At 76.9% G+C, this 20062-nt stretch carries 5 protein-coding genes; 2 read left to right on the top strand and 3 right to left on the bottom strand.

Annotated features, from left to right (window positions below; genetic code table 11):
- Positions 1 to 5 precede the first annotated feature (5 nt).
- Positions 6 to 1553, bottom strand: a complete 1548-nt coding sequence (locus ACIRS1_RS21650) for a class I adenylate-forming enzyme family protein (RefSeq protein ID WP_402842232.1) — start codon at positions 1551 to 1553, stop codon at positions 6 to 8.
- A 385-nt stretch (positions 1554 to 1938) separates the two neighbouring features.
- Here ACIRS1_RS21650 and hemA point away from each other — a divergent pair, with 385 nt between their 5' ends.
- On the top strand, positions 1939 to 3171 hold the full coding sequence (hemA, locus tag ACIRS1_RS21645; RefSeq protein ID WP_402842231.1) for a 5-aminolevulinate synthase: 1233 nt from the start codon (positions 1939 to 1941) through the stop codon (positions 3169 to 3171).
- Between the two features lie 115 nt (positions 3172 to 3286).
- On the opposite strand, the gene ACIRS1_RS21640 is transcribed toward hemA, so the two are convergent.
- Both ACIRS1_RS21640 and ACIRS1_RS21635 read right to left on the bottom strand, forming a co-directional pair.
- Complete coding sequence (locus ACIRS1_RS21640) at positions 3287 to 4408, bottom strand: arylcarboxylate reductase (protein ID WP_402842228.1); 1122 nt, start codon at positions 4406 to 4408, stop codon at positions 3287 to 3289.
- Positions 4405 to 5373: an ACP S-malonyltransferase gene (locus tag ACIRS1_RS21635; protein WP_402842225.1), complete on the bottom strand. Its 969-nt coding sequence runs from the start codon at positions 5371 to 5373 to the stop codon at positions 4405 to 4407. Before ACIRS1_RS21635 ends, ACIRS1_RS21640 begins: the two co-directional genes overlap by 4 nt.
- A gap of 629 nt (positions 5374 to 6002) precedes the next feature.
- Here ACIRS1_RS21635 and ACIRS1_RS21630 point away from each other — a divergent pair.
- Positions 6003 to 20048 carry a type I polyketide synthase gene (locus tag ACIRS1_RS21630; protein ID WP_402842223.1) on the top strand — a complete coding sequence of 4682 codons (14046 nt, stop codon included), beginning with the start codon at positions 6003 to 6005 and terminating at the stop codon, positions 20046 to 20048.
- Positions 20049 to 20062 lie beyond the last annotated feature (14 nt).

Genomic DNA, 20062 nt, shown 5'->3' with positions numbered 1-20062 from the left:
GGCGGTTACCTCCGGGTGTCCGCGACCAGCCGGGCCCGGTCCGGCTTGCCGGTGGGGGTGAGCGGCAGGTCGGGGCGGACGGCGAGCACGGCCGGGACGTGCTGCGGGGAGAGCGCGGTGGCGAGGTGCTCGCGCAGGTCCGCCTCGGTGGTGGCGGCGCCGTCGCGCAGGACCACGGCGGCGTGCAGGTGCTCGACGAGGTCGCCGTCGGGGACGCCGAAGGCGGCGGCCTGGAGCACGCCGGGGTGGGCGGTCAGGGCGTTCTCGACGGTGGTCGGGTGGATCTTGATGCCGTTGGTCTTGACCACGTCGGCCAGCCGGCCGCTGAGGTGGAGGTAGCCGCGTTCGTCGAGGCGGCCGAGGTCGCCGGTGTGGACCCAGCCGTCCCGGACGGTGCGGGCGGTGAGCTCCGGGTCGCCGAGGTACTCGCGCATCGCGAACGGGGAGCGGACGCAGATCTCGCCGAGCTCGCCGGTCGGCAGGTCACGGTGGTCGTGCGGGTCGCGGACCCGGACCTCGCCGGCGAGGACCCGCCCGACGGTGCCGCGCAGGTCGGGCTCGCGGTGCTCGGCCGGGGTGAGCATGCCGATCGCGCCGGCTTCGCTGGTGCCGTAGATCTGGATGAGGACGTCCCCGAAGCGCTCGACGGCCTCGGCGAGGCGGGCGGGCGAGGCGGGGGAACCGGTGTAGCAGAGCATCACGAGGCTGGAGAGGTCGGTGGCGGCGGACTCCGGGTGGTCCATCAGCCGGTACAGCTGCGGCGGAGTGATCAGCAGCCGGGTGACCCGGTGTTCGGCGACGGTGCGCAGCACCCGGCCGGCGTCGAAGCCCTGGTGAAGGATCACCGAGCCGCCGGAGGCGAGCGAGTCGTCGGCGGTGGCGCCGCTGGAGTGGCTCATCGGCAGGGTGGCCAGGTAGACGGCGCGCCAGGCCATCTGGAGTCCGGCGGTGATGAAGCCGTTGCGGGTCCGGAAGTCGACGGCGATCCCCTTGGGCCGGCCGGTGGTGCCGCTGGTGTAGGTGATCACTGCGGCCCGGTCGGGCGGGATCGGGGTCTCGGGCGGGTCGGTGTCGGCGCCGGTGCTCAGGTCGAGGACGTCGGGGCCGAGGTCGGCGAGGGCGGCCAGGGCGGGTGCCTTGGGCAGGCGGGCCGCCAGGTCGCGGGCGAGCGGGAGGTGCGCGGCGTCGACGGCGAGGACGGTGGCCCCGGTCTCGGTGAGGATGCCGAGTTCGGCGTCCCGGGTGAGCCGGTCGCCCGGGTCGACGGCGTTGGTGGTGTGCAGGTGGACGGCGGTGGCGCCGATCAGGTTGGCGGCGTACCGCAGGATCAGCGTCGCCGGGGAGTTGGTGGTGGTGAGGATGGCCACCACGGCGCCGGTGCCCCCGTCCGCGGCCTCGCCTCCGTGCCGGAGCAGGGTCTGCGCGGCGGTGCGCACGGCGGTGGTGAAGGCGCCGGCGGTGAGGACCCCGTCCTGCCAGGTGAGGACGGTGCGGTCCGGGTCGGCGGCGAGCACCCGGAGGATCCGGCCGACATAGGTGTCGTTCGCTGGCATGGCGATTCCCATCGGCTGACTGCTGGATTTCGGCGAGCATAGCAGCGCTCCGCCGGAATTCGGCGGGGATTTCGCGAACATTGCCGCGCCCGGTGTTGTCGCGGATGGCGCTATCGAAATGATATGGCGCCCTGAGACGATGTCGTCACGTCGAATATCCGGGCTCGTCGACGGCCCGGAACGGGCCGGCCGTACGCCACGGACATCCGTGTTCCCGATGGATATCCCGATGACCGACGGATATCCGGGTGACCGGCCGACATCCGGGTGACCGGACGGAGTGCCGGCCGGCACCTCGCGGACCGCCGGGAAAGTCCGGGTGCGCCGCCGGCCCGTGGGGCCGAGGCCCCGTACCGTGACGGTCTCCTGAGAGCGAGTGGACGCCATGAGCCATTACCGCACATTCTTCCCGCCCCGGGACCGGGAATCCGCGAACACGGCGGGACATCGGGAATTCCTCGAGATCGGGCGGCGGGCCGGGAGTTTCCCGGCGGCCCGGAACTCGCGGAACGGCGTCGTCAGCGACATCCGGGTCTGGTGCAGCAACGACTACCTCGGTATGGGCCAGCACCCGCTGGTGCTGGCCGCGATGCGCGAGGCCCTGGACGACTTCGGGGCCGGGGCGGGCGGGTCGCGGAACATCGCCGGGACCAACCACCACCACGTGCTGCTGGAGCAGGAGCTGGCTGACCTGCACGGCAAGGAGGACGCGCTGCTCTTCACCTCCGGCTACACGGCGAACGACGGCGCGCTGTCCGTGCTGCCGGCCCACCTGACGGACTGCGTGGTCTTCTCGGACCGGCTGAACCACGCCTCGATCATCGACGGGCTGCGCCACAGCGGCGCGGAGAAGCGCATCTTCCGGCACAACGACACCACGCACCTGGAGGAGCTGATCGCGGCCGCCCCGGCGGCACGGCCCAAGCTGATCGTGATGGAGTCCGTGTACTCGATGGCGGGTGACCTCGCGCCGCTGGCGGAGATCGCCGACATCGCCAAGCGGTACGGGGCGATGACCTTCCTCGACGAGGTGCACGCGGTCGGGATGTACGGGCCGCAGGGTGCGGGCATCGCCGCGAGCCTGGGCCTGGCGGACGAGTTCACCGTGATCATGGGCACGCTGGCGAAGGGGTTCGGGACGATCGGCGGGTACATCGCGGGCCCGACCGCGGTGATCGACGTGGTGCGCAGGCTCTCCCGGCCCTTCATCTTCACCACCGCGCTGCCGCCGGCGGTCGCCGCGGGCGGGCTCGCCGCCGTCCGGCACCTCCGGGGCTCGGACCTGGAGCGCAACCGGCTTCGGGAGAACGCGCAGCTGATGCACGGGCTGCTCCGGGAGCGCGGGATCCCCTTCCTGTCGGACCGGTCGCACATCGTGTCCGTGCTGGTCGGCGACGAGACGGTGTGCAAGCGGATCTCCGATCTCCTGCTGGAGCGCGACGGCTGCTACGTGCAGGCGATCAACGCGCCCAGCGTCCGGGTCGGCGAGGAGATCCTGCGGGTGGCGCCGGGAGCGGTGCACGGCACCGACGAGGTGCGGGAGTTCGTCGCGGCACTGGCGCGGATCTGGGACGAGCTGGGTCTGCCGCTCGTGCCGGGCGGGGCCGCCGCGCGGTAGACCGGCCCGGGGCCCGGCCGTTCCCGGCCGGGCCCCGGCGCGTGCGCGGGTCGGTGGAAGCCCTCCGAGGCTTCGGTGACGCCGCCGCGCGGGTCGGTGACGCCGTCGCGGCGCGTCAGTAGAGCCCTTCCGGGGCGGTCGCGGTCACCTGCAGGGGCCGCACGTTGGCCACCCCGTCGCTCGGCCAGAGCCCCGTGCAGTCGTACCGGATGGCCTGGTCGCGCTCCAGGACGTTGGGCAGCAGCAGGTCCTCGTGCAGCACGGTGAGCCGGACCTGGCCGGTGGCCCCGTACTCGACCGGGGTCGTCCAGTCGTCCCGGCGCACCACCGCCATCGTCACCTGCGGGTGGTTGGGCACGTACGGCAGCAGGTCGGCGCCCTGACGGGCGACGAGGCCGGCGGCGTTGCCGAAGGTGTTGCCGTAGCTGAGGCCGCAGAGGCCGCCGTCCAGGGCCGCCAGGAACTCCCGGTGCGTGCCGGGGCTGATCTGGGTGCCGCTGAGGCGCACGCCGTCGAGGGCCGCGACCAGGCCGGGGTGGCTGCGGCACAGCGTCTGGAGGAGGGCGGGCGTCGTGTTCAGGTAGTCGACGGTGCCGCGGGAGAGCACGTCGGCGATCTGCTCCAGCAGGTGGTCGGTGTACTCGCGGGCGTCGGCGAGCCGGCCGGCCCGGATCAGCCGCTTCACCCAGCGCGGGTCCATGTCGACCGCGTACACCTGCCCGGCGTGCAGCTCGGACGCCTCCCAGACGCCGTTGCCGATCAGGTGCGGCCCGGTGGGGGTGGCCTGGAGCCAGGTCCGTTCGGGCCGGAAGCCCTCCTGGACGAAGGACCAGCGCCGCCACACGCCGCGGTGCAGCAGCATGGCGGGGGTGTAGAAGACCCGGCAGGGCGCGCCGGTGGTGCCGCCGGTGTCCCAGATCCGGCCGCTGAGCGGGCGCGGCACGGCCAGCGGGACCAGGTCGGCCGGGTCGCCGGTGCGCAGGTCGTCGAGCGGGAACGGGCCGAGCGCGGTCAGCTGCCCGTAGCGGGTGAGGTCGCGGGGGTCGAAGTCCAGCTCCTCGGCCCGGCGGAGCCAGTACGGGCTCCCGGTCACCGGGTCGAAGTGCCGGCGGACGACGCGCCTGGTCCAGCCGTCGAGGTCGGTGGCGAGCCAGCCCTCGGTCAGCGCGTCACACTCGGCGGCCCGGCGCGCCCGGTCCCGGGTGACCTCCCCCGGGACCGGGCCGCCGCCGGTCACCGCTCGGCCCGCGGGTCGGCCGCGGGGACGTCGATGCCCAGCTCGTAGACGCTGGTGAGGACCTGCTCGACGTGCTCGGGCCGGTCCACGTGGACCACCGGGAACGGGAAGCGCAGGATGCCGTCCGGGATCGAGCCGCCGATGACCAGCCCGAGCCGGACGCCCTGCTCCGCCATCCCGGTGTAGACGTCCACCAGGCTGATCGGGTCGGTGGCGTTGCGGTGGAAGAGGTCGCGGACCCCGGCCCCGGTGGTCAGCGTCCGGCGGTCGAGGCAGGAGACCAGCGGGAGCCGGGGGTCGGCGAACTCCATGGCGTCCAGGTACGGGGCCAGGAAGGCGCGGAACGGGGCGCGCAGCGGCGAGTGCACGGCGATCGTCCGGTCGGGCAGCGGCACCAGCGTGCCCTGCGGCACCTCGGCGGCCAGCGCGTCGAGGGCGGACCGCTCGCCGGACAGCATCAGGATCCGGGCCGTGCCGTCGGCGGTGGGGCCGAAGTCCCCGGCCCGGTGCACCCCCGGGCGGCCGTCGCCGCCGTACGGGGCGGTGTCCAGCCCGGCCGGGACGAAGGCCAGCGCCATGCCCTCCTCCGGGTCGCCGGCGGACGGCTCGGGGGCGTGCCGGGTGTGCGCGAGCATCTCGAACAGGGCCCGCCGGTCCACCGCGCCGGCGAGGCTGCCCGCCGTCATCGCGCCGAGGCTGAGCCCGCCGAGCACCGCGGGCCGCAGGCCGTGCCCGGCCAGGATGTCGTGCACCGCGACGGCCAGGGCGGTCTCCCGGACGGTGCCCGCGCTCTGCCGCTCCTCCCGGCCCTTCGGCAGCTCCTCGTCGAGCAGCTGCCCGGGGGTGAGGCCGGTCCAGCCCGCTATCTCGGCGTACAGCTCCCGCATCGCCGGATAGGCCTGGTACAGCTCCAGGCCGTGCGGCTCGGTGCCGACACCGCCGCCGAAAAGGTAACCGAGTGCCATGGTGCTCCTCCTTCGGGAATTCCACGGAAAGGGAACGGGCGGCGCGCGCGCCGGGCTTTCGGCCGCCGTCGGCGCCGGTGCGCGTGGCATCCGGAGCGCCGCGCCGCCACCGTAGCAGGGCCCGTGCGCGGAAATGCCGAAACGGCCGAAAAGGCCAGGACCGTGCGCTGTCGCGGTTCGCGCTATCGAGACGATATCGGCGGCTGACAAGATCTGTCTGGTCGTTTCCGCCCGGCCCGGCCCGCGTGAATTCCGGCGCGGTGCGGGTGCCGGCGGCGGGTGGCAGGCGGTCGGCGGCGGATCCGCGCGGCGGCACCGGAATGCGCGGCGCCGTCGGATTACGGTCGCACGGCCTTTCACCGGGCCGTCCGGCTTTCAGACCCGGGGGAAATCGGTGCCGGATATCGGGGCCGGACGTCGGGCTCACGGGAAACCGGGCCCGGGGGAAATCGGGTCCCGGCGAACAGGGCACGGGAAACCGGGCCCGACGGAACGGGGCCCGCGGAAGAACAGGGCCCGGGGGAACAGGCCGACCACGGTCGGGCGCCGGACACCGGCCGAGCACCACGCCGCCGGGCGCCACGCCCGCCGGTCCGGCGCGTCGCGAAGAAGGAGTGGGGACGCACACCATGGCTCACGGATCACGCCCTGCCACGCCGTTGCTGTGGGCCCTCTCCGGCGGCACCCCGGCCGCGCTCGCGGCGGACGCGGCGCACCTGCACCGTCACCTGACGGCCCACCCCGGGACCACCCCCGAGGACGTGGCGCACGCGCTCGGCGCCCGCGCCGCCGGCCCGCACCGGGCGGCCCTCGTCGGCACCGACCGGGCGGGGCTGCTGGAGCGGCTGGCCGCGCTCGCCGCGGGCCGGCCCGCGCCGGGCCTGGTGACCGGCACCGCCGCGGACGGCACCGCCGCCTTCGTCTTCCCCGGCCAGGGCTCCCAGTGGCCGGGCATGGCCGTCGAGCTGCTCGCCGCCTCCCCCGCCTTCCGCAGCCGCCTGGACGACTGCGCGCAGGCCCTGGAGCCGTTCACCGGCTGGTCGGTCCCGGACGTGCTGCGCGCCGCTCCCGGCGCGCCCGCGCTGGAACGCGCCGATGTCGTGCAGCCGGTGCTGTTCGCGGTGACGCTGGCCCTGGTGGCGCTCTGGGAGTCGTACGGCGTCCGGCCGGCGGCGGTGCTCGGGCACAGCATGGGGGAGATCAGCTCCGCGGTCGTCGCCGGGGCGCTCGACCTGGACGACGCCGCCCGGGTCGCCGCGCACTGGAGCCGGCTGCAGGCGACCCTCGCCGGCCGGGGCGAGATGGTCTCCGTGATGGCCTCCGCCGAGCGGGTGCGCCCGCTCCTGGCCCGCTGGGGCGGGCGGCTCACCGTCGCCGCCGTGAACGGCCCAGGCTCGACGGTCGTCTCGGGGGACGCGGACGCCGCCGCCGAGCTGGTCGGGCACTTCGACCGGGTCGGTCTGCACGCCCGGACCGTCGCCGTCGGCCTGGCCGCCCACTCCCCGCACATCGACGCGATCCTGCCCGAGCTGCGCGACGCCCTGGCCCCGCTGCGCCCGCGGCCCGCCCGGCTGCCGTTCTACTCCGGCCTGACCGGCGGCCTGCTGGCCGACCCGGTGCTGGACGCCGACCACTGGTGCCGCAACCTGCGGGGCACCGTCCTCTTCGCCCGGGCGGCCGAGGCCCTGCTGGCCGACGGCCACCGGCTGCTGCTGGAGGTCAGCCCGCACCCGGTGCTCACCTCCGCGCTGCAGGAGACGGCCCGTGAGTGCGGCGCCGACGCCCGCGTCCGGGGCTCCCTCCGGCGCGAACAGGGCGGCCCGGACCGGGCCCTGACCACCCTCGGCGAGCTGTTCGTGGACGGCCACCGGCCCGACCTCGCCGCGCTCGCCGCCGAGGCCGGCGGGCGGGACGTCACCCTGCCGGACCCTGCGGAGGACCAGGCCGCCACCCCCGGGGCGGGCGAACCCCCGGCGGCGGAGGGGCTGGTGGAGCAGCTCACCGGCCGGTCCGAACGGGAGCAGCACGCCCTGCTCCTCGACCTCGTCCAGCGGACCGTGAACGACGCGCTGGCCCGCACCGGGCCCGTCCCTGCCGACCGCGCCTTCCTGGACCTCGGCCTGGACTCCGTCACCGCGCTGGAGATCCGCAACCGGCTGGGCGCCGCCGCCTCGCTGCGGCTGCCCGCCACCGCCGTCTTCGACCACCCCACCCCGCGGGCGCTGGCAGCCCACCTGCGCGCCGAGCTGCTCGGCGGACCGCCCGGTGACAGGTCCGCCGCCGCGGCCGCACCCGCGGTCCGGTCCGCCGACGAGGACCCGGTGGTGATCGTCTCGATGGGCTGCCGCTACCCGGGCGGCGCCGACACCCCGGAACGGCTCTGGCAGCTGGTCGCCGAGGGCGCCGACGCCGTCACCCCCTTCCCGACGGACCGCGGGTGGGGCCTTCCCGCGGAGGACGGGCCGGCCGGACGCCGACCGGGCCGCTACTACCAGCGGGCGGCGGGCTTCCTGCACGGGGCCGACCGGTTCGACCCCGCGTTCTTCGACATCTCGCCGCGCGAGGCGCTCGCCATGGACCCGCAGCAGCGGCTGTTGCTGGAGATCGCCTGGGAGGCGTTCGAGCGGGCCGGGATCGACCCGGCCACCCTGCGCGGCAGCCGGTCCGGGGTCTTCGTCGGCGCGATGACCATGGACTACGGCCCGGGCCTGACCGCCGCGTCCGACCTCTCCGGCCACCTGCTGACCGGGACCACCGCCAGCGTGGCCTCGGGCCGGCTGGCCTACGTGTTCGGGCTGGAGGGCCCGGCCGTCACCGTCGACACCGCCTGCTCCTCCTCCCTCGTCGCCCTCCACCTGGCGGCCCGGGCGCTGCGGGACGGCGAGTGCGACCTCGCCCTCGCCGGCGGCGTCACCGTGATGTCCACGCTCGGGATGTTCATGGAGTTCAGCCGCCAGGGCGGGCTGGCTCCGGACGGCCGGTGCAAGGCCTTCGCGGCGTCCGCGGACGGCTTCGGACTCGCCGAGGGCGCGGGCATGCTGGTGCTGGAGCGGCTGTCCGACGCCCGGCGCAACGGGCACCCGGTGCTGGCGGTGCTGCGCGGCAGCGCGATCAACCAGGACGGCGCCAGCAACGGGCTCACCGCACCCAACGGCCCCTCCCAGCAACGGGTGATCCGGGCCGCGCTCGCGAACGCCGGGCTCACCGCCGCCGAGGTCGACGCCGTCGAGGCGCACGGCACCGGGACGACGCTGGGCGACCCGATCGAGGCGCAGGCGATCCTCGCCGCCTACGGGCAGGACCGGCCGGAGGGCCGGCCGCTGTGGCTCGGCTCGCTCAAGTCCAACCTCGGCCACGCACAGGCGGCGGCCGGGGTCGGCGGGGTGATCAAGATGGTGCAGGCCATGCGCAACGGCGTCCTGCCGAAGACCCTGCACGTGGACGCGCCGTCTCCGCACATCGACTGGTCGGCGGGCGCGGTCGAACTGCTCACCGAGGCCCGGAGCTGGGACACCGACGGACGGCCGCGACGGGCGGGCGTCTCCTCCTTCGGCGTCAGCGGAACCAACGCCCACGTCGTCCTGGAGGAAGCCCCCGCGGAACGGGACTCCGACGCGGGCGAAACCGGCGCCGGCGTGCTGCCGTGGGTGCTCTCCGCGCGCACACCGGAGGCCCTGCGTGAGCAGGCGGCTCAGCTGGCCGACGTGGAGCGTGACCCGAGGGACGTGGCGTACACCCTCGCCCGCGGCCGCAGGGCGTTCGAGCACCGTGCGGTGGTGGTCGGCGACCACGACACCCGCACCGCCGCCCTGCACGCCCTCGCCACCGGCGAACCCCACCCCGCCCTCATCCAGGCCACCACCACCGGCACCGCCGGCCGGACGGTGTTCGTCTTCCCCGGCCAGGGCTCCCAATGGGCCGGCATGACCGCCGAACTCCTCGACACCGAACCCGTCTTCGCCCAACGCATCAACGACTGCGAGACCGCACTCGCCCCACACGTCGACTGGTCCCTCACCGAACTCCTCCACAGCCAGGCACCATTGGACCGGGTCGACGTCATCCAACCCGCCCTCTTCGCCGTCATGGTCTCCCTCGCCGCACTCTGGCAGCACCACGGCATCCACCCCGACGCCGTCATCGGCCACTCCCAAGGCGAGATCGCCGCAGCCGTCGTCGCCGGCGCCCTCACCCTCGAAGACGGCGCCCGCATCGCCGCCCTCCGCAGCCAAGCCCTGCGCAGCCTCGCCGGCCAGGGCGGCATGACCAGCATCAACCTCCCCCAGACCGACACCGAACACCTCATCGCCCCCTGGACACCCGACCTCACCATCGCCGCCCTCAACTCACCCCACACCACCGTGGTCTCCGGCACCGTCGAAGCCCTCACCGCCCTCCACACCCACTGCACCGCCCACGACATCCGCCACCGCCCCATCGACGTCGACTACGCCTCCCACTCCCCCCAAGTCGACCGACTCCAGCAGCAGTTGAACCAGATCCTCACCGTCGACGCCACCACCCCCCGCATCCCGATGCTCTCCACCGTCACCGGCACCTGGCTCACCACCCCACCCGACACCGCCTACTGGTACGCCAACCTCCGCCAACCCGTCCTCCTCGCACCAGCCCTGGAGAAACTCCACCAAGCCGGCCACACCACCTACATCGAAACCACCCCCCACCCCGTCCTCACCATGACCATCGAGGAAACCCTCGACACCGCCACCGCCATCCCCACCCTCCGCCGCCACGAAGGCCACCGCACCCGCTACCTCACCTCCCTCGCCCACGCCTGGACCCACGGACTCCCCGTCCACTGGCACCTCACCGGACACCACACCGACCTCCCCACCTACCCCTTCCAACGCGCGCGGTACTGGCTGGAGCCGGAGCCGGCCGAGGCCACCGCCCCGACCGATGACGGGCTCTGGGCGGAGCTGGCGCAACAGGACGTGACGGAGCTGTCGGCCGCGCTGCGGGTCAGCGCCGACAGCCTCGACGAGGTCCTTCCCGCGCTGTCGCGGTGGCGCGGCGGGCGGGCCGTCGAGGCCCGGGCGGACGGCTGGCGCTACCGGATCGGCTGGCGGTCACTGGCGCTGCGGCCGGTGGCGGCGCCGGCCGGCCGGTGGCTGACGGTGCTGCCGGAGGCGGGCGAGGGCGCGGGGCTGGTCGACGCGCTGGCCGCCGCCGGGCTGGACGCGGTGGTGGTACGGGCGACCGGTGGGCCCGGGGAGGGGCGGAAGTCGCTGGCGGCCCGGCTGCTGGAGGCGGTGGACGGCGCTCCGGTGGCCGGGGTGCTGTCGCTGCTGGCCCGGGAGGGCCGGGCGCATCCGGGGTTCGCCGAGCTGCCGGGGGCGGTGGCGCTGACCCTGACCCTCGTCCAGGCCCTGGGCGAGGCCGGGATCGGTGCCCCGCTGTGGTGCCTGGTGACCGGGACGGCGGTGCTGGGTGGGGGTGAGCGGCCGGGCGATCCCGTCCAGGGCGCGGTGGCGGGGCTGGCCAGGACCGTGGCGTCGGAGCATCCGGAGCGTTGGGGCGGTCTGGTCGACGTTCCGGAGGTGCTGGACGGGCGGGCGGCCGGGCGGCTGTTCGCGGTGCTGGCGGCGGGCGGCGACGAGGACCAGGTGGCCGTGCGCTCGACGGGTGTGCACGGGCGGCGGCTGCTGCCCGCCCCGGTGGCGACGGGCGCGGGCGCGGCGAGCTGGCGGCCGGACGGCCCGGTGCTGGTGACCGGCGGGACGGGCTCAGTGGGCGCCCGGGTGGCGCGGTGGCTGGTCGCACAGGGCGCCGAGCGGGTGGTGCTGGTGAGCCGCCGCGGTGCGCAGGCGCCGGGTGCGGCGCAGCTGCGGGCCGAGCTGGGCCCTGCGGTGGTGGTGGCGGGTTGTGATCTGGCGGACCGGGAGGCGCTGGCGGCCGTGGTCGCGGAGCACCGGCCGCGGGCGGTGGTGCACGCGGCCGGGGTGCTGGACGACGGGATGCTGGACGCGCTGACGCCGGAGCGGATGGCGGCCTCGCTGCGGGCGAAGCTGACCGGCGCCCGGCACCTGGAGGAGGCGACGGCGGGGCTGGAGCTGTCGGCGTTCGTGGTGTTCACCTCGCTGATGGGTGTGGTCGGCAACGCGGGGCAGGGGAACTACGCGGCGGCCAACGCGGCGCTGGACGCGCTGGTGGCGCGGCGCCGGGCGGCCGGCCTGCCGGGCACCTCGATCGCCTGGGGTGCCTGGGGCGGTGCCGGGGAGGACGGGGCCGGCGCCGGCATGTTGAGCGCCGAGGTCGCCGGGCGGCTGCGGGAGCGCGGGCTGCCGGCGATGGCGCCCGACGCGGCGGTCACCGCGGTGGGGCGGGCGCTGCGCGAGGGTGACGAGCTGGTGGTGGTGGCCGAGGTGGACTGGCGCCGGTTCGCCGCGGCGGGCGGGCTGCGGCCGGCCCTGCTGGAGTCGCTGCCCGCCCCGGCCGGCCGGCCGGACGCGACGCCCGGGGCTCGGGGCGCGACGGCCGGACGGCCTGCGGACGACCCGGAGCGGGCCGGGGGCCTGGCGGGTCGGCTGGCGCAGCTGCCGGCCGGTGAGCGGCTGCACGTGCTGACCGACCTGGTGCGGTCCCACGCGGCGGCGGTGCTGCGCCACGGCGACACCGCGGCGCTGGCCCCGGGCCGGGCGTTCGCCGAGCTCGGTTTCGACTCGCTGACCGCGGTGGAGCTGCGCAACCGGATCGGCGCGGCCAGCGGGCTGCGGCTGCCCGCGACGGCGCTGTTCGACCATCCGACGCCGCTGGCGCTGGCCGGCCGGCTGCTGGCGGAGCTGGGCGACATCGGGACACCCGACAGTTCGAGCGGCAGCGCCCGCGGCAGCGCGGACGACCGGGCCGCGACCGGGCCGGATGCCGCAGGCACCGCCCGCGAGCCGCTCGCGGTGGTCGGCATGGCCTGCCGCTTCCCCGGCGGGGTGGCCGACCCGGCCGCGTTCTGGCAGCTGCTGGCGGAGGGCCGGGACGCGGTGGGTGACTGGCCGTCGGACCGGGGCTGGGACCTGGCGGGCCTGTACGACCCGGATCCGGACCGGCCGGGCACCACGTACAGCCGTCAGGGCGGGTTCCTGCACGAAGCCGCCGGGTTCGACGCCGAGTTCTTCGGGATCTCGCCGCGCGAGGCGCTCGCGATGGACCCGCAGCAGCGCCTGCTGCTGGAGTCCGCCTGGGAGGCGCTGGAGGACTCGGGGCTGGACCCGGCGGGGCTGCGGGGCAGCCGGACGGGCGTCTTCGTCGGCACCAACGGGCAGGACTACCTGTCCGTCCTGGAGGGCGCGCCGGGAGCGTCCGAGGGTCACTTCCTGACCGGGAACACCGCCAGCGTGCTGTCCGGCCGGATCTCCTACGCGCTCGGCCTGGAGGGGCCCGCGCTGACCGTGGACACCGCCTGTTCCTCCTCCCTGGTGGCGATCCACCTGGCGGCCCAGGCGCTGCGCCGCGGCGAGTGCGACCGGGCGCTGGCGGCCGGGGTGACGGTGATGAGCACGCCGAAGCTGTTCGTGGAGTTCAGCCGGCAGCGCGGGCTGGCGCCGGACGGGCGCTGCAAGGCGTTCTCGGCGGCCGCCGACGGCACCGGCTGGGGCGAGGGCGTCGGGGTGCTGGTGCTGGAACGGCTGTCGGACGCCCGCCGCGCCGGGCACCGGGTGCTCGCCGTGATCCGCGGCTCGGCCGTCAACCAGGACGGCGCCAGCAACGGGCTCACCGCCCCCAACGGCCCCTCCCAGCAGCGCGTCATCCGGGCCGCCCTCGCCGACGCCGGACTCACCGCCGCCGACGTCGACGCCGTCGAGGCGCACGGCACCGGCACCCGACTCGGCGACCCGATCGAGGCCCAGGCCCTGCAGGCGGTGTACGGGCGGGGCCGTCCGGACGGCCGCCCGCTGCTGCTCGGGTCGGTCAAGTCCAACCTGGGGCACACCCAGGCCGCCGCGGGCGTGGCCGGGGTGATGAAGACGGTGCTGGCGCTGCGGCACGGCGTGCTGCCGCGCACCCTGCACGTGGACGCGCCGAACCCGCACGTGGACTGGTCGGCGGGCGGGGTCGAGCTGCTCACCGAGTCCCGGCCGTGGGAGACCGGCGGCCGGCCGCGGCGGGCGGGCGTCTCGTCCTTCGGCATCAGCGGCACCAACGCGCACGTGATCGTCGAGCAGGCCCCCGAGCCGGAACCGGCCCCGGCTCCGACCGCGGAGCCGGCCCCCGCCGGGCGGGCGGGCCTGCCGCTGCTGCTGTCGGCCCGCGGTGACGCCGCCCTGCGGATCCAGGCGGAGCGGCTGGCGGGCCTGCTGGCGGAGCGTCCGGAGCTGGACCCTGCGGAGCTGGGCCGGGCCCTGGCCGCCGGGCGGGCCGGGCTGGAGCGGCGCGCGGCGGTGCTCGGCACCGGCCGGGAGGAGCTCGGCGAGGGCCTGCGGGCGCTGGCCTCGGGCACCCGGTCGGCCCGGGTCGTCACCGGCGCCGTCACCGCGGCGGGCCGGACGGCCTTCCTGTTCCCCGGTCAGGGCAGCCAGCGGGCCGGGGCCGGGGCCGGGCTCTACCGCGACGAGCCGGTGTTCGCGGACGCGCTGGACGAGGTGCTGGCCGCGCTCGCACCGCACCTGGACCTGCCGCTGGCCGAGGTGATGTTCGCGCAGCCGGGCAGCGCGCGGGCGGCGCTGCTGGAGCGCACCCGCTACACCCAGCCGGCCCTGTTCGCCCTCCAGACCGCGCTGCTGGCACTGCTGCGCCACCACGGGGTGGAGCCCGACCTGCTGCTCGGGCACTCCGTCGGCGAGCTCTCCGCGGCGCACGCCGCCGGGGTGCTGGACCTCGCGGACGCCTGCGCGCTGGTCGCCGCGCGCGGCCGGCTGATGGACGCGCTCCCGGGCGACGGCGCGATGGTGGCCGTGGAGGCCGAGGAGGGCGAGCTGGCGGCGGCCCTGGCCGACCCCGCGGTCTCGCTGGCGGCGGTGAACGGGCCGCGCTCCTGCGTGCTGTCCGGCGAGCGGGAGGCCGTGCTGCGGGCCGCCGAGGGGTTCCGGGCCGCCGGCCGGCGGGTGAAGCGGCTGGCCGTCAGCCACGCCTTCCACTCCGCGCTGCTGGACCCGATGCTGGCGGAGTTCCGGGCGGTGGCGGAGGGTCTGACGTACCGTCCTCCCGTCCTGTCGGTGGTCTCGAACGTGACCGGCGGGCCGGCCGGGGCGGAGCTGCTGTGCTCGCCCGGGTACTGGGTGCAGCACGTGCGCGGCACGGTGCGCTTCCTGGACGGGGTGCGCGGGCTGCGCGCCGAGGGGGCCGGCACCTTCCTGGAACTGGGCACCGGCGGACTGCTCTCGGCGCTCGTCCAGGAGTGCCTCCCGGACGCGCCCGGGGGCGCCGTGCTGCCGCTGCTGCGCGAGGACCGGCCCGAGCCGGAGGCGCTGACCGGCGCGCTGGCCCGGCTGTACGTGCGGGGCGTGCCGGTGGACTGGCGGCACGGCGGACCGGGCGCGGAGCGGGTCGAGCTGCCGACGTACCCGTTCCGGCGCCGCCGGTTCTGGCCGGAGCGCCCGGCCGCGGCGGCGGACCCGGCGGCCCCGGAGCGGTACCAGGTCGGGTGGCAGCCGCTGGCCGACCCGGCGGCGGCCCGGCTGACGGGCGAGTGGCTGCTGCTGGTCCCGGAGGACGGCGACGCCGGGGACGGCTGCGCGCGGGTGCTCGCGGCGGCCGGGGCCGGGGTGCGGACGGTGCGGGTGCCCGCCGGGGCGGGGCGGGCCGAGCTGGCCGGGCTGCTGGCCGGGCCCGTCGACGAGGCCGGGAGCGAGGGGCTGCCGGCGGGCGGGGTGGTGTCGCTGCTCGGCGGCACCGGCCGGCTGCTGGAGCTGGTGCAGGCGCTCGGTGACGCGGGGCTGCGGGCGCCGCTGTGGTGCGTGACCCGGGGTGCGGTCACCGTGGGGCAGGACGAGGGCGCCCGGCCGGAGCAGGCCCGGCTCTGGGGCCTGGGGCGGGTCGCCGCACTGGAGCACCCGGAGCGGTGGGGCGGGCTGGTCGACCTGCCGGCCGGGCCCGGCGAGCCGGACACCGCCGCCTGGCGCGGGCTCTGCGCGGTGCTGGCGGCCGCCGACGGCGAGGACCAGGTGGCGGTGCGCGCGGGCGGCCTGTTCGGCCGGCGGCTGCACCGGGCCCCGGCCCCCGCCCCGGCGGAGCGGGCCACCACCGGCCGGCCATCCGGGACCTGGCTGATCACCGGGGGCACCGGAGGCCTGGGCGCGCAGCTGGCCCGGCGGCTGGCCGGCTCCGGCGTCGGGCACCTGGTGCTGGCCGGCCGGCGCGGGCCGCAGGCGCCCGGGGCGGCCGAGCTCGCGGCGGAGCTGACCGCCCGCGGCGTCCGGGTCACCCTGGCGGCCTGCGACGTCACGGACCGGGACTCGCTCCGGGCGGTGCTGGACGGGCTCGGCGGGGAGCGGGTGAACGCGGTGGTGCACGCCGCGGGCCTGACCTCGGGGACCCTGCTCGCGGACTGCACACCGGACGCCCTGGCCGCCGAGTCGGCGGCGAAGGTGGCGGGGGCGGACCACCTGGACGCGCTGTTCGACCGGCCGGCCGGGCAGCAGCTGGACGCCTTCGTGCTGTTCTCCTCGGTGTCTGCGGCCTGGGGCAGCGGCGGACAGGGCGCCTACGCGGCGGCCAACGCCCACCTGGACGCGCTGGCCGCGGACCGGCGCGCCCGCGGGCTGGTGGCGACCTCGGTGGCCTGGGGGCCGTGGGCGGGTGACGGCATGGCGGCCGGCGCGGTCGGCGAACGGCTGCGGGCGCACGGGCTGGTGCCGATGGCCCCGGAGGCGGCGCTGGACGCGCTGCGGCTGGCCCTGGAGCTGGACGAGACGCACGTCGTGGTGGCGGCCGTGGACTGGCCGCGGTTCGGGCGGGCCTTCGAGTCGGCCCGGCGCAGCCCGCTGCTCGCCGGACTGGTCCCCGCCGCTCCGCCGGCGCCGGAGAACGACGCCGACGCCGAGGCCGGCGAGGAGTCCGCGGGCGTGCGGCTGCGCCGCCGGCTGGACCCGCTGACCGGGCCGGCCCGGCTGCGGATGCTGGTGGAGCTGGTCCGGGCGGAGGCCGCGGACGTCCTCGGCCACACCGGCGCGCAGCAGCTGGAGGCCGAACGGCCCTTCCGGGAGGCCGGCTTCGACTCGCTGACGGCCGTGGAGCTGCGGAACCGGCTGGTGACCGCCTGCGGCCGGGAGCTGGGGGTGACGGTGGTCTTCGACCACCCGACCGCGGCCGCGCTGGCCGGGCACCTGCACGCCGAGCTGTACGGCGCCACGCCGGACGGCGCCACGCCGGCCACGGCCGGGGCGGCCGCCGCCGGGCTTCACGTCGCCGGGTCGGCCGGTACGGACCCGACGGCCGACGCGCCGCCGGCCGGGGAGCCGCTCGCGGTGGTCGCGATGGCCTGCCGTTTCCCGGGCGGGGTGGACTCCCCCGAGGAGCTGTGGCGGCTGGTCTCCGAGGGCCGGGACGCGGTCGGCGCCCTGCCCACCGACCGCGGTTGGCCGCTGGAGTCGCTGGTCAGCGAGGACCGGGACGCGCCCGGCACGTTCTACGCCCGGGCGGGCGGGTTCCTGGCGGATCCGGGCGCCTTCGACGCCGGGTTCTTCGGGATCTCACCGCGCGAGGCGCTCGCGATGGACCCGCAGCAGCGGCTGCTGCTGGAGACCTCCTGGGAGGCGGTGGAGCGGGCGGGCATCGACCCGGCGTCGCTGCGCGGCAGCACGGGCGGGGTGTTCCTGGGCCTGGCCTCGCAGGGCTACGGCACCGGCCCGCAGGACCCTGCGGCGGACGTCGAGGGGCACCTGCTCGCCGGGAACGTCACCAGCGTGGCGTCCGGCCGGATCGCGTACACGCTGGGCCTGCAGGGCCCGGCGGTGACGGTGGAGACGGCCTGCTCGTCCTCGCTGGTGGCGCTGCACCTGGCGGGCCAGTCGCTGCGGGCCGGGGAGTGCTCCTTCGCCCTGGTCGGCGGCGCCGCGGTGATGGCGAGCCCGGACGTGTTCGTGGAGTTCAGCCGGCAGGGCGGGCTCTCCGCGGACGGCCGCTGCCGGTCGTTCGGGGACGGCGCCGACGGCACCGGCTGGGGCGAGGGCGCCGGCGTCCTGCTGGTGGAGACGTTGGCCGAGGCGCGGCGGCTCGGGCACCCGGTGCTCGCCGTGGTCCGCGGCAGCGCCGTCAACCAGGACGGCGCCAGCAACGGGCTGACGGCGCCGAACGGGCAGGCGCAGCAGCGGGTGATCCGCCGGGCGCTGGCCAACGCGGGCCTGACGGCGGCGGAGGTGGACGCGGTCGAGGCGCACGGCACCGGCACCACCCTGGGCGACCCGATCGAGGCCGAAGCGCTGCTCGCCACGTACGGCCGGGACCGCGACGCCGACCGCCCGCTCTGGCTGGGCTCCCTCAAGTCGAACATCGGCCACACCCAGGCCGCCGCGGGCGTCGCCGGGGTGATCAAGTCGGTGCTGGCGCTGCAGCACGGCGTGCTGCCGCGCACCCTGCACGCCGAGGAGCCCACCCGGAAGGTCGACTGGTCCGCCGGGGCGGTCCGCCTGCTGACGCAGGCCCAGGAGTGGCCGCGCACCGGGCGGCCGCGGCGGGTCGGGGTGTCCTCCTTCGGGATGAGCGGCACCAACGCGCACGCGATCGTGGAGGAGGCACCGGCGCTCACCGGGGGCGTTCCGGAAGCCACCGGGGGCACGCCGGAGGCCGCCGGGGAGGCGTCGCCCGCGGACCGGGCGCTGCCGTGGCTGCTGTCGGCCCGCAGCCCGGCGGCGCTGCGCAGCCAGGCCGGGCGGCTGCTGGCCCGGCTCGACGCCGACCCGGGGCTCGACGCCGGCGAGGTGGCCCGCACACTGGCCGGCGGCCGGGCGGTGTTCCCCCACCGGGCGGCGCTGCTCGGCGGCGGCCGGGAGCAGCTGCGGGAGGAGCTGGCCGCGCTGGCCGGCGGGCTGCCGTCGGCGGGGGTGGCGGAGGGCCGGGCCCGCGGCGGGACGGTGCTGGTGTTCCCCGGGCAGGGGGCGCAGTGGGCCGGGATGGCCGTCGAACTCCTCGACTCCAGCGAGGCGTTCGCCGCCTCCATGGCCGACTGCGAACACGCCCTCGCCGCGCACGTCGACTGGTCCCTCACCGACGTCCTACGCACCCACGACCCCCTCGACCGCGTCGACGTCGTCCAACCCGCCCTCTTCGCCGTCATGGTCTCCCTCGCCACCCTCTGGGAATCCTGGGGCATCACCCCCGACGCCGTCCTCGGCCACTCCCAAGGCGAGATCGCCGCCGCCGTCGTCGCCGGAGCACTCACCCTCGAAGACGGCGCCCGCGTCGTCGCCCTGCGCAGCAAAGCCCTGCGCCGCATCGAAGGACAGGGCGGCATGGTCTCGGTGTCGGCGGGGCCGGAGCGGACCGCCGAGCTGCTGCGCGGCTACGGGGACGCCCTGTGCGTGGCCGCGGTGAACAGCCCGGAGGCGGTGGTGGTGGCCGGGGCGCCGGAGGCGCTGGCGGCGCTGCTGGCGGACTGCGAGCGGGCCGGGGTCCGGGCGCGGCTGATCCCGGTCGGGTACGCGGCGCACTCGCCGCGGGTGGCGGAGGTGCGGGAGCGGCTGCTGGCCGACCTGGCGCCGGTGCGGCCGCGGGCCGCGAAGGTGCCGCTGTACTCGACCGTGACGGGCGGCGCGCTGGACGGCGCGGAGCTGGACGCCGACTACTGGTACCGCAACCTGCGCGAGCCGGTGGCCTTCGCGGCCGCGACGCGGGCGCTGCTGGAGGCCGGGCACGGCCTGTTCGTCGAGGTGAGCCCGCACCCGGTGCTGGTCGCGGCGGTGGACAGCTCGGCGCAGGCCGCCGGGCGACCGGCGGCGGCCGTCGGCACCCTGCGGCGGGACGACGGCGGGCCGGAGCGGCTGCTGCGCGCGCTGGCCGAGGCCTGGGTCTGCGGGGCGGGCGTCGACTGGCCCGCCGGCCGGGCGGCCCGGCCGGACCTGCTGCCGACCTACCCGTTCGAGCGGGACCGCTACTGGCTGGCGACGCCGGGCCGCGGCGGCTGGGCGACCGGCCCCGACCGGGGGCCCGCCGGCGTACCGGACCCGGCGCCGCAGGACGGCCCGCCGGCCGATCCGGGGGCGGAGCTGGCGGCCCGGCTGGCGCCGCTGGACGAGGGCGACCGGCGGCGGGTGCTGCTGGAGCTGGTGTGCGCGCACGCGGCCGCCGCGCTCGGGTACGGCCGGGCGGCAGACGTGCCTCCGGAGCGGGCCTTCGCCGAGCTGGGCTTCGACTCGATGCTCGCGGTGCGGTTCCGCAACCGGCTGTGCACGGCCACCGGTCTCGCGCTGCCGCCTACGGCCGTCTTCGACCATCCGAGCCCGGCCGCGCTGGCCGCCTTCCTCCACGGGGAGCTGTGCCCGGAGCCCCGGGGGCCCGCCGAGGCCGAACTCGACCGGCTGGCCGCGGCGTTGGCCGCCCTGGACCCGGGCGATCCGGGCGCCTCGGCGGTCGACGGCCGGCTGCGGGAGCTGCTGCGCGCCTGGGGCGAGCGGGCCGGTGCCGGTCCGGACCGGGGGGCCGGGCCCGGCGCAGCGGCGGAGCTCGGCACCGCGACCGCCGACGAACTGTTCGACCTGCTCGACAACGACTTCGGAATGGCCTGAGGGAGAACTGGGAC

The organism is Kitasatospora sp. NPDC101176, from assembly GCF_044768035.1.
Taxonomy (GTDB): Bacteria; Actinomycetota; Actinomycetes; order Streptomycetales; family Streptomycetaceae; genus Kitasatospora.
Note: the sequence above shows the minus strand (reverse complement) of the source record. Positions and strands in the feature narration are given on the sequence as shown.

Bases quoted from the DNA above. Each gene is read 5' to 3' on its own strand.
- ACIRS1_RS21650 (WP_402842232.1), bottom strand. From the start codon at position 1,553: ATGCCAGCGAACGACACCTATGTCGGCCGGATCCTCCGGGTGCTCGCC.
- hemA (WP_402842231.1), top strand. From the start codon at position 1,939: ATGAGCCATTACCGCACATTCTTCCCGCCCCGGGACCGGGAATCCGCG.
- ACIRS1_RS21635 (WP_402842225.1), bottom strand. From the start codon at position 5,373: ATGGCACTCGGTTACCTTTTCGGCGGCGGTGTCGGCACCGAGCCGCAC.
- ACIRS1_RS21630 (WP_402842223.1), top strand. From the start codon at position 6,003: ATGGCTCACGGATCACGCCCTGCCACGCCGTTGCTGTGGGCCCTCTCC.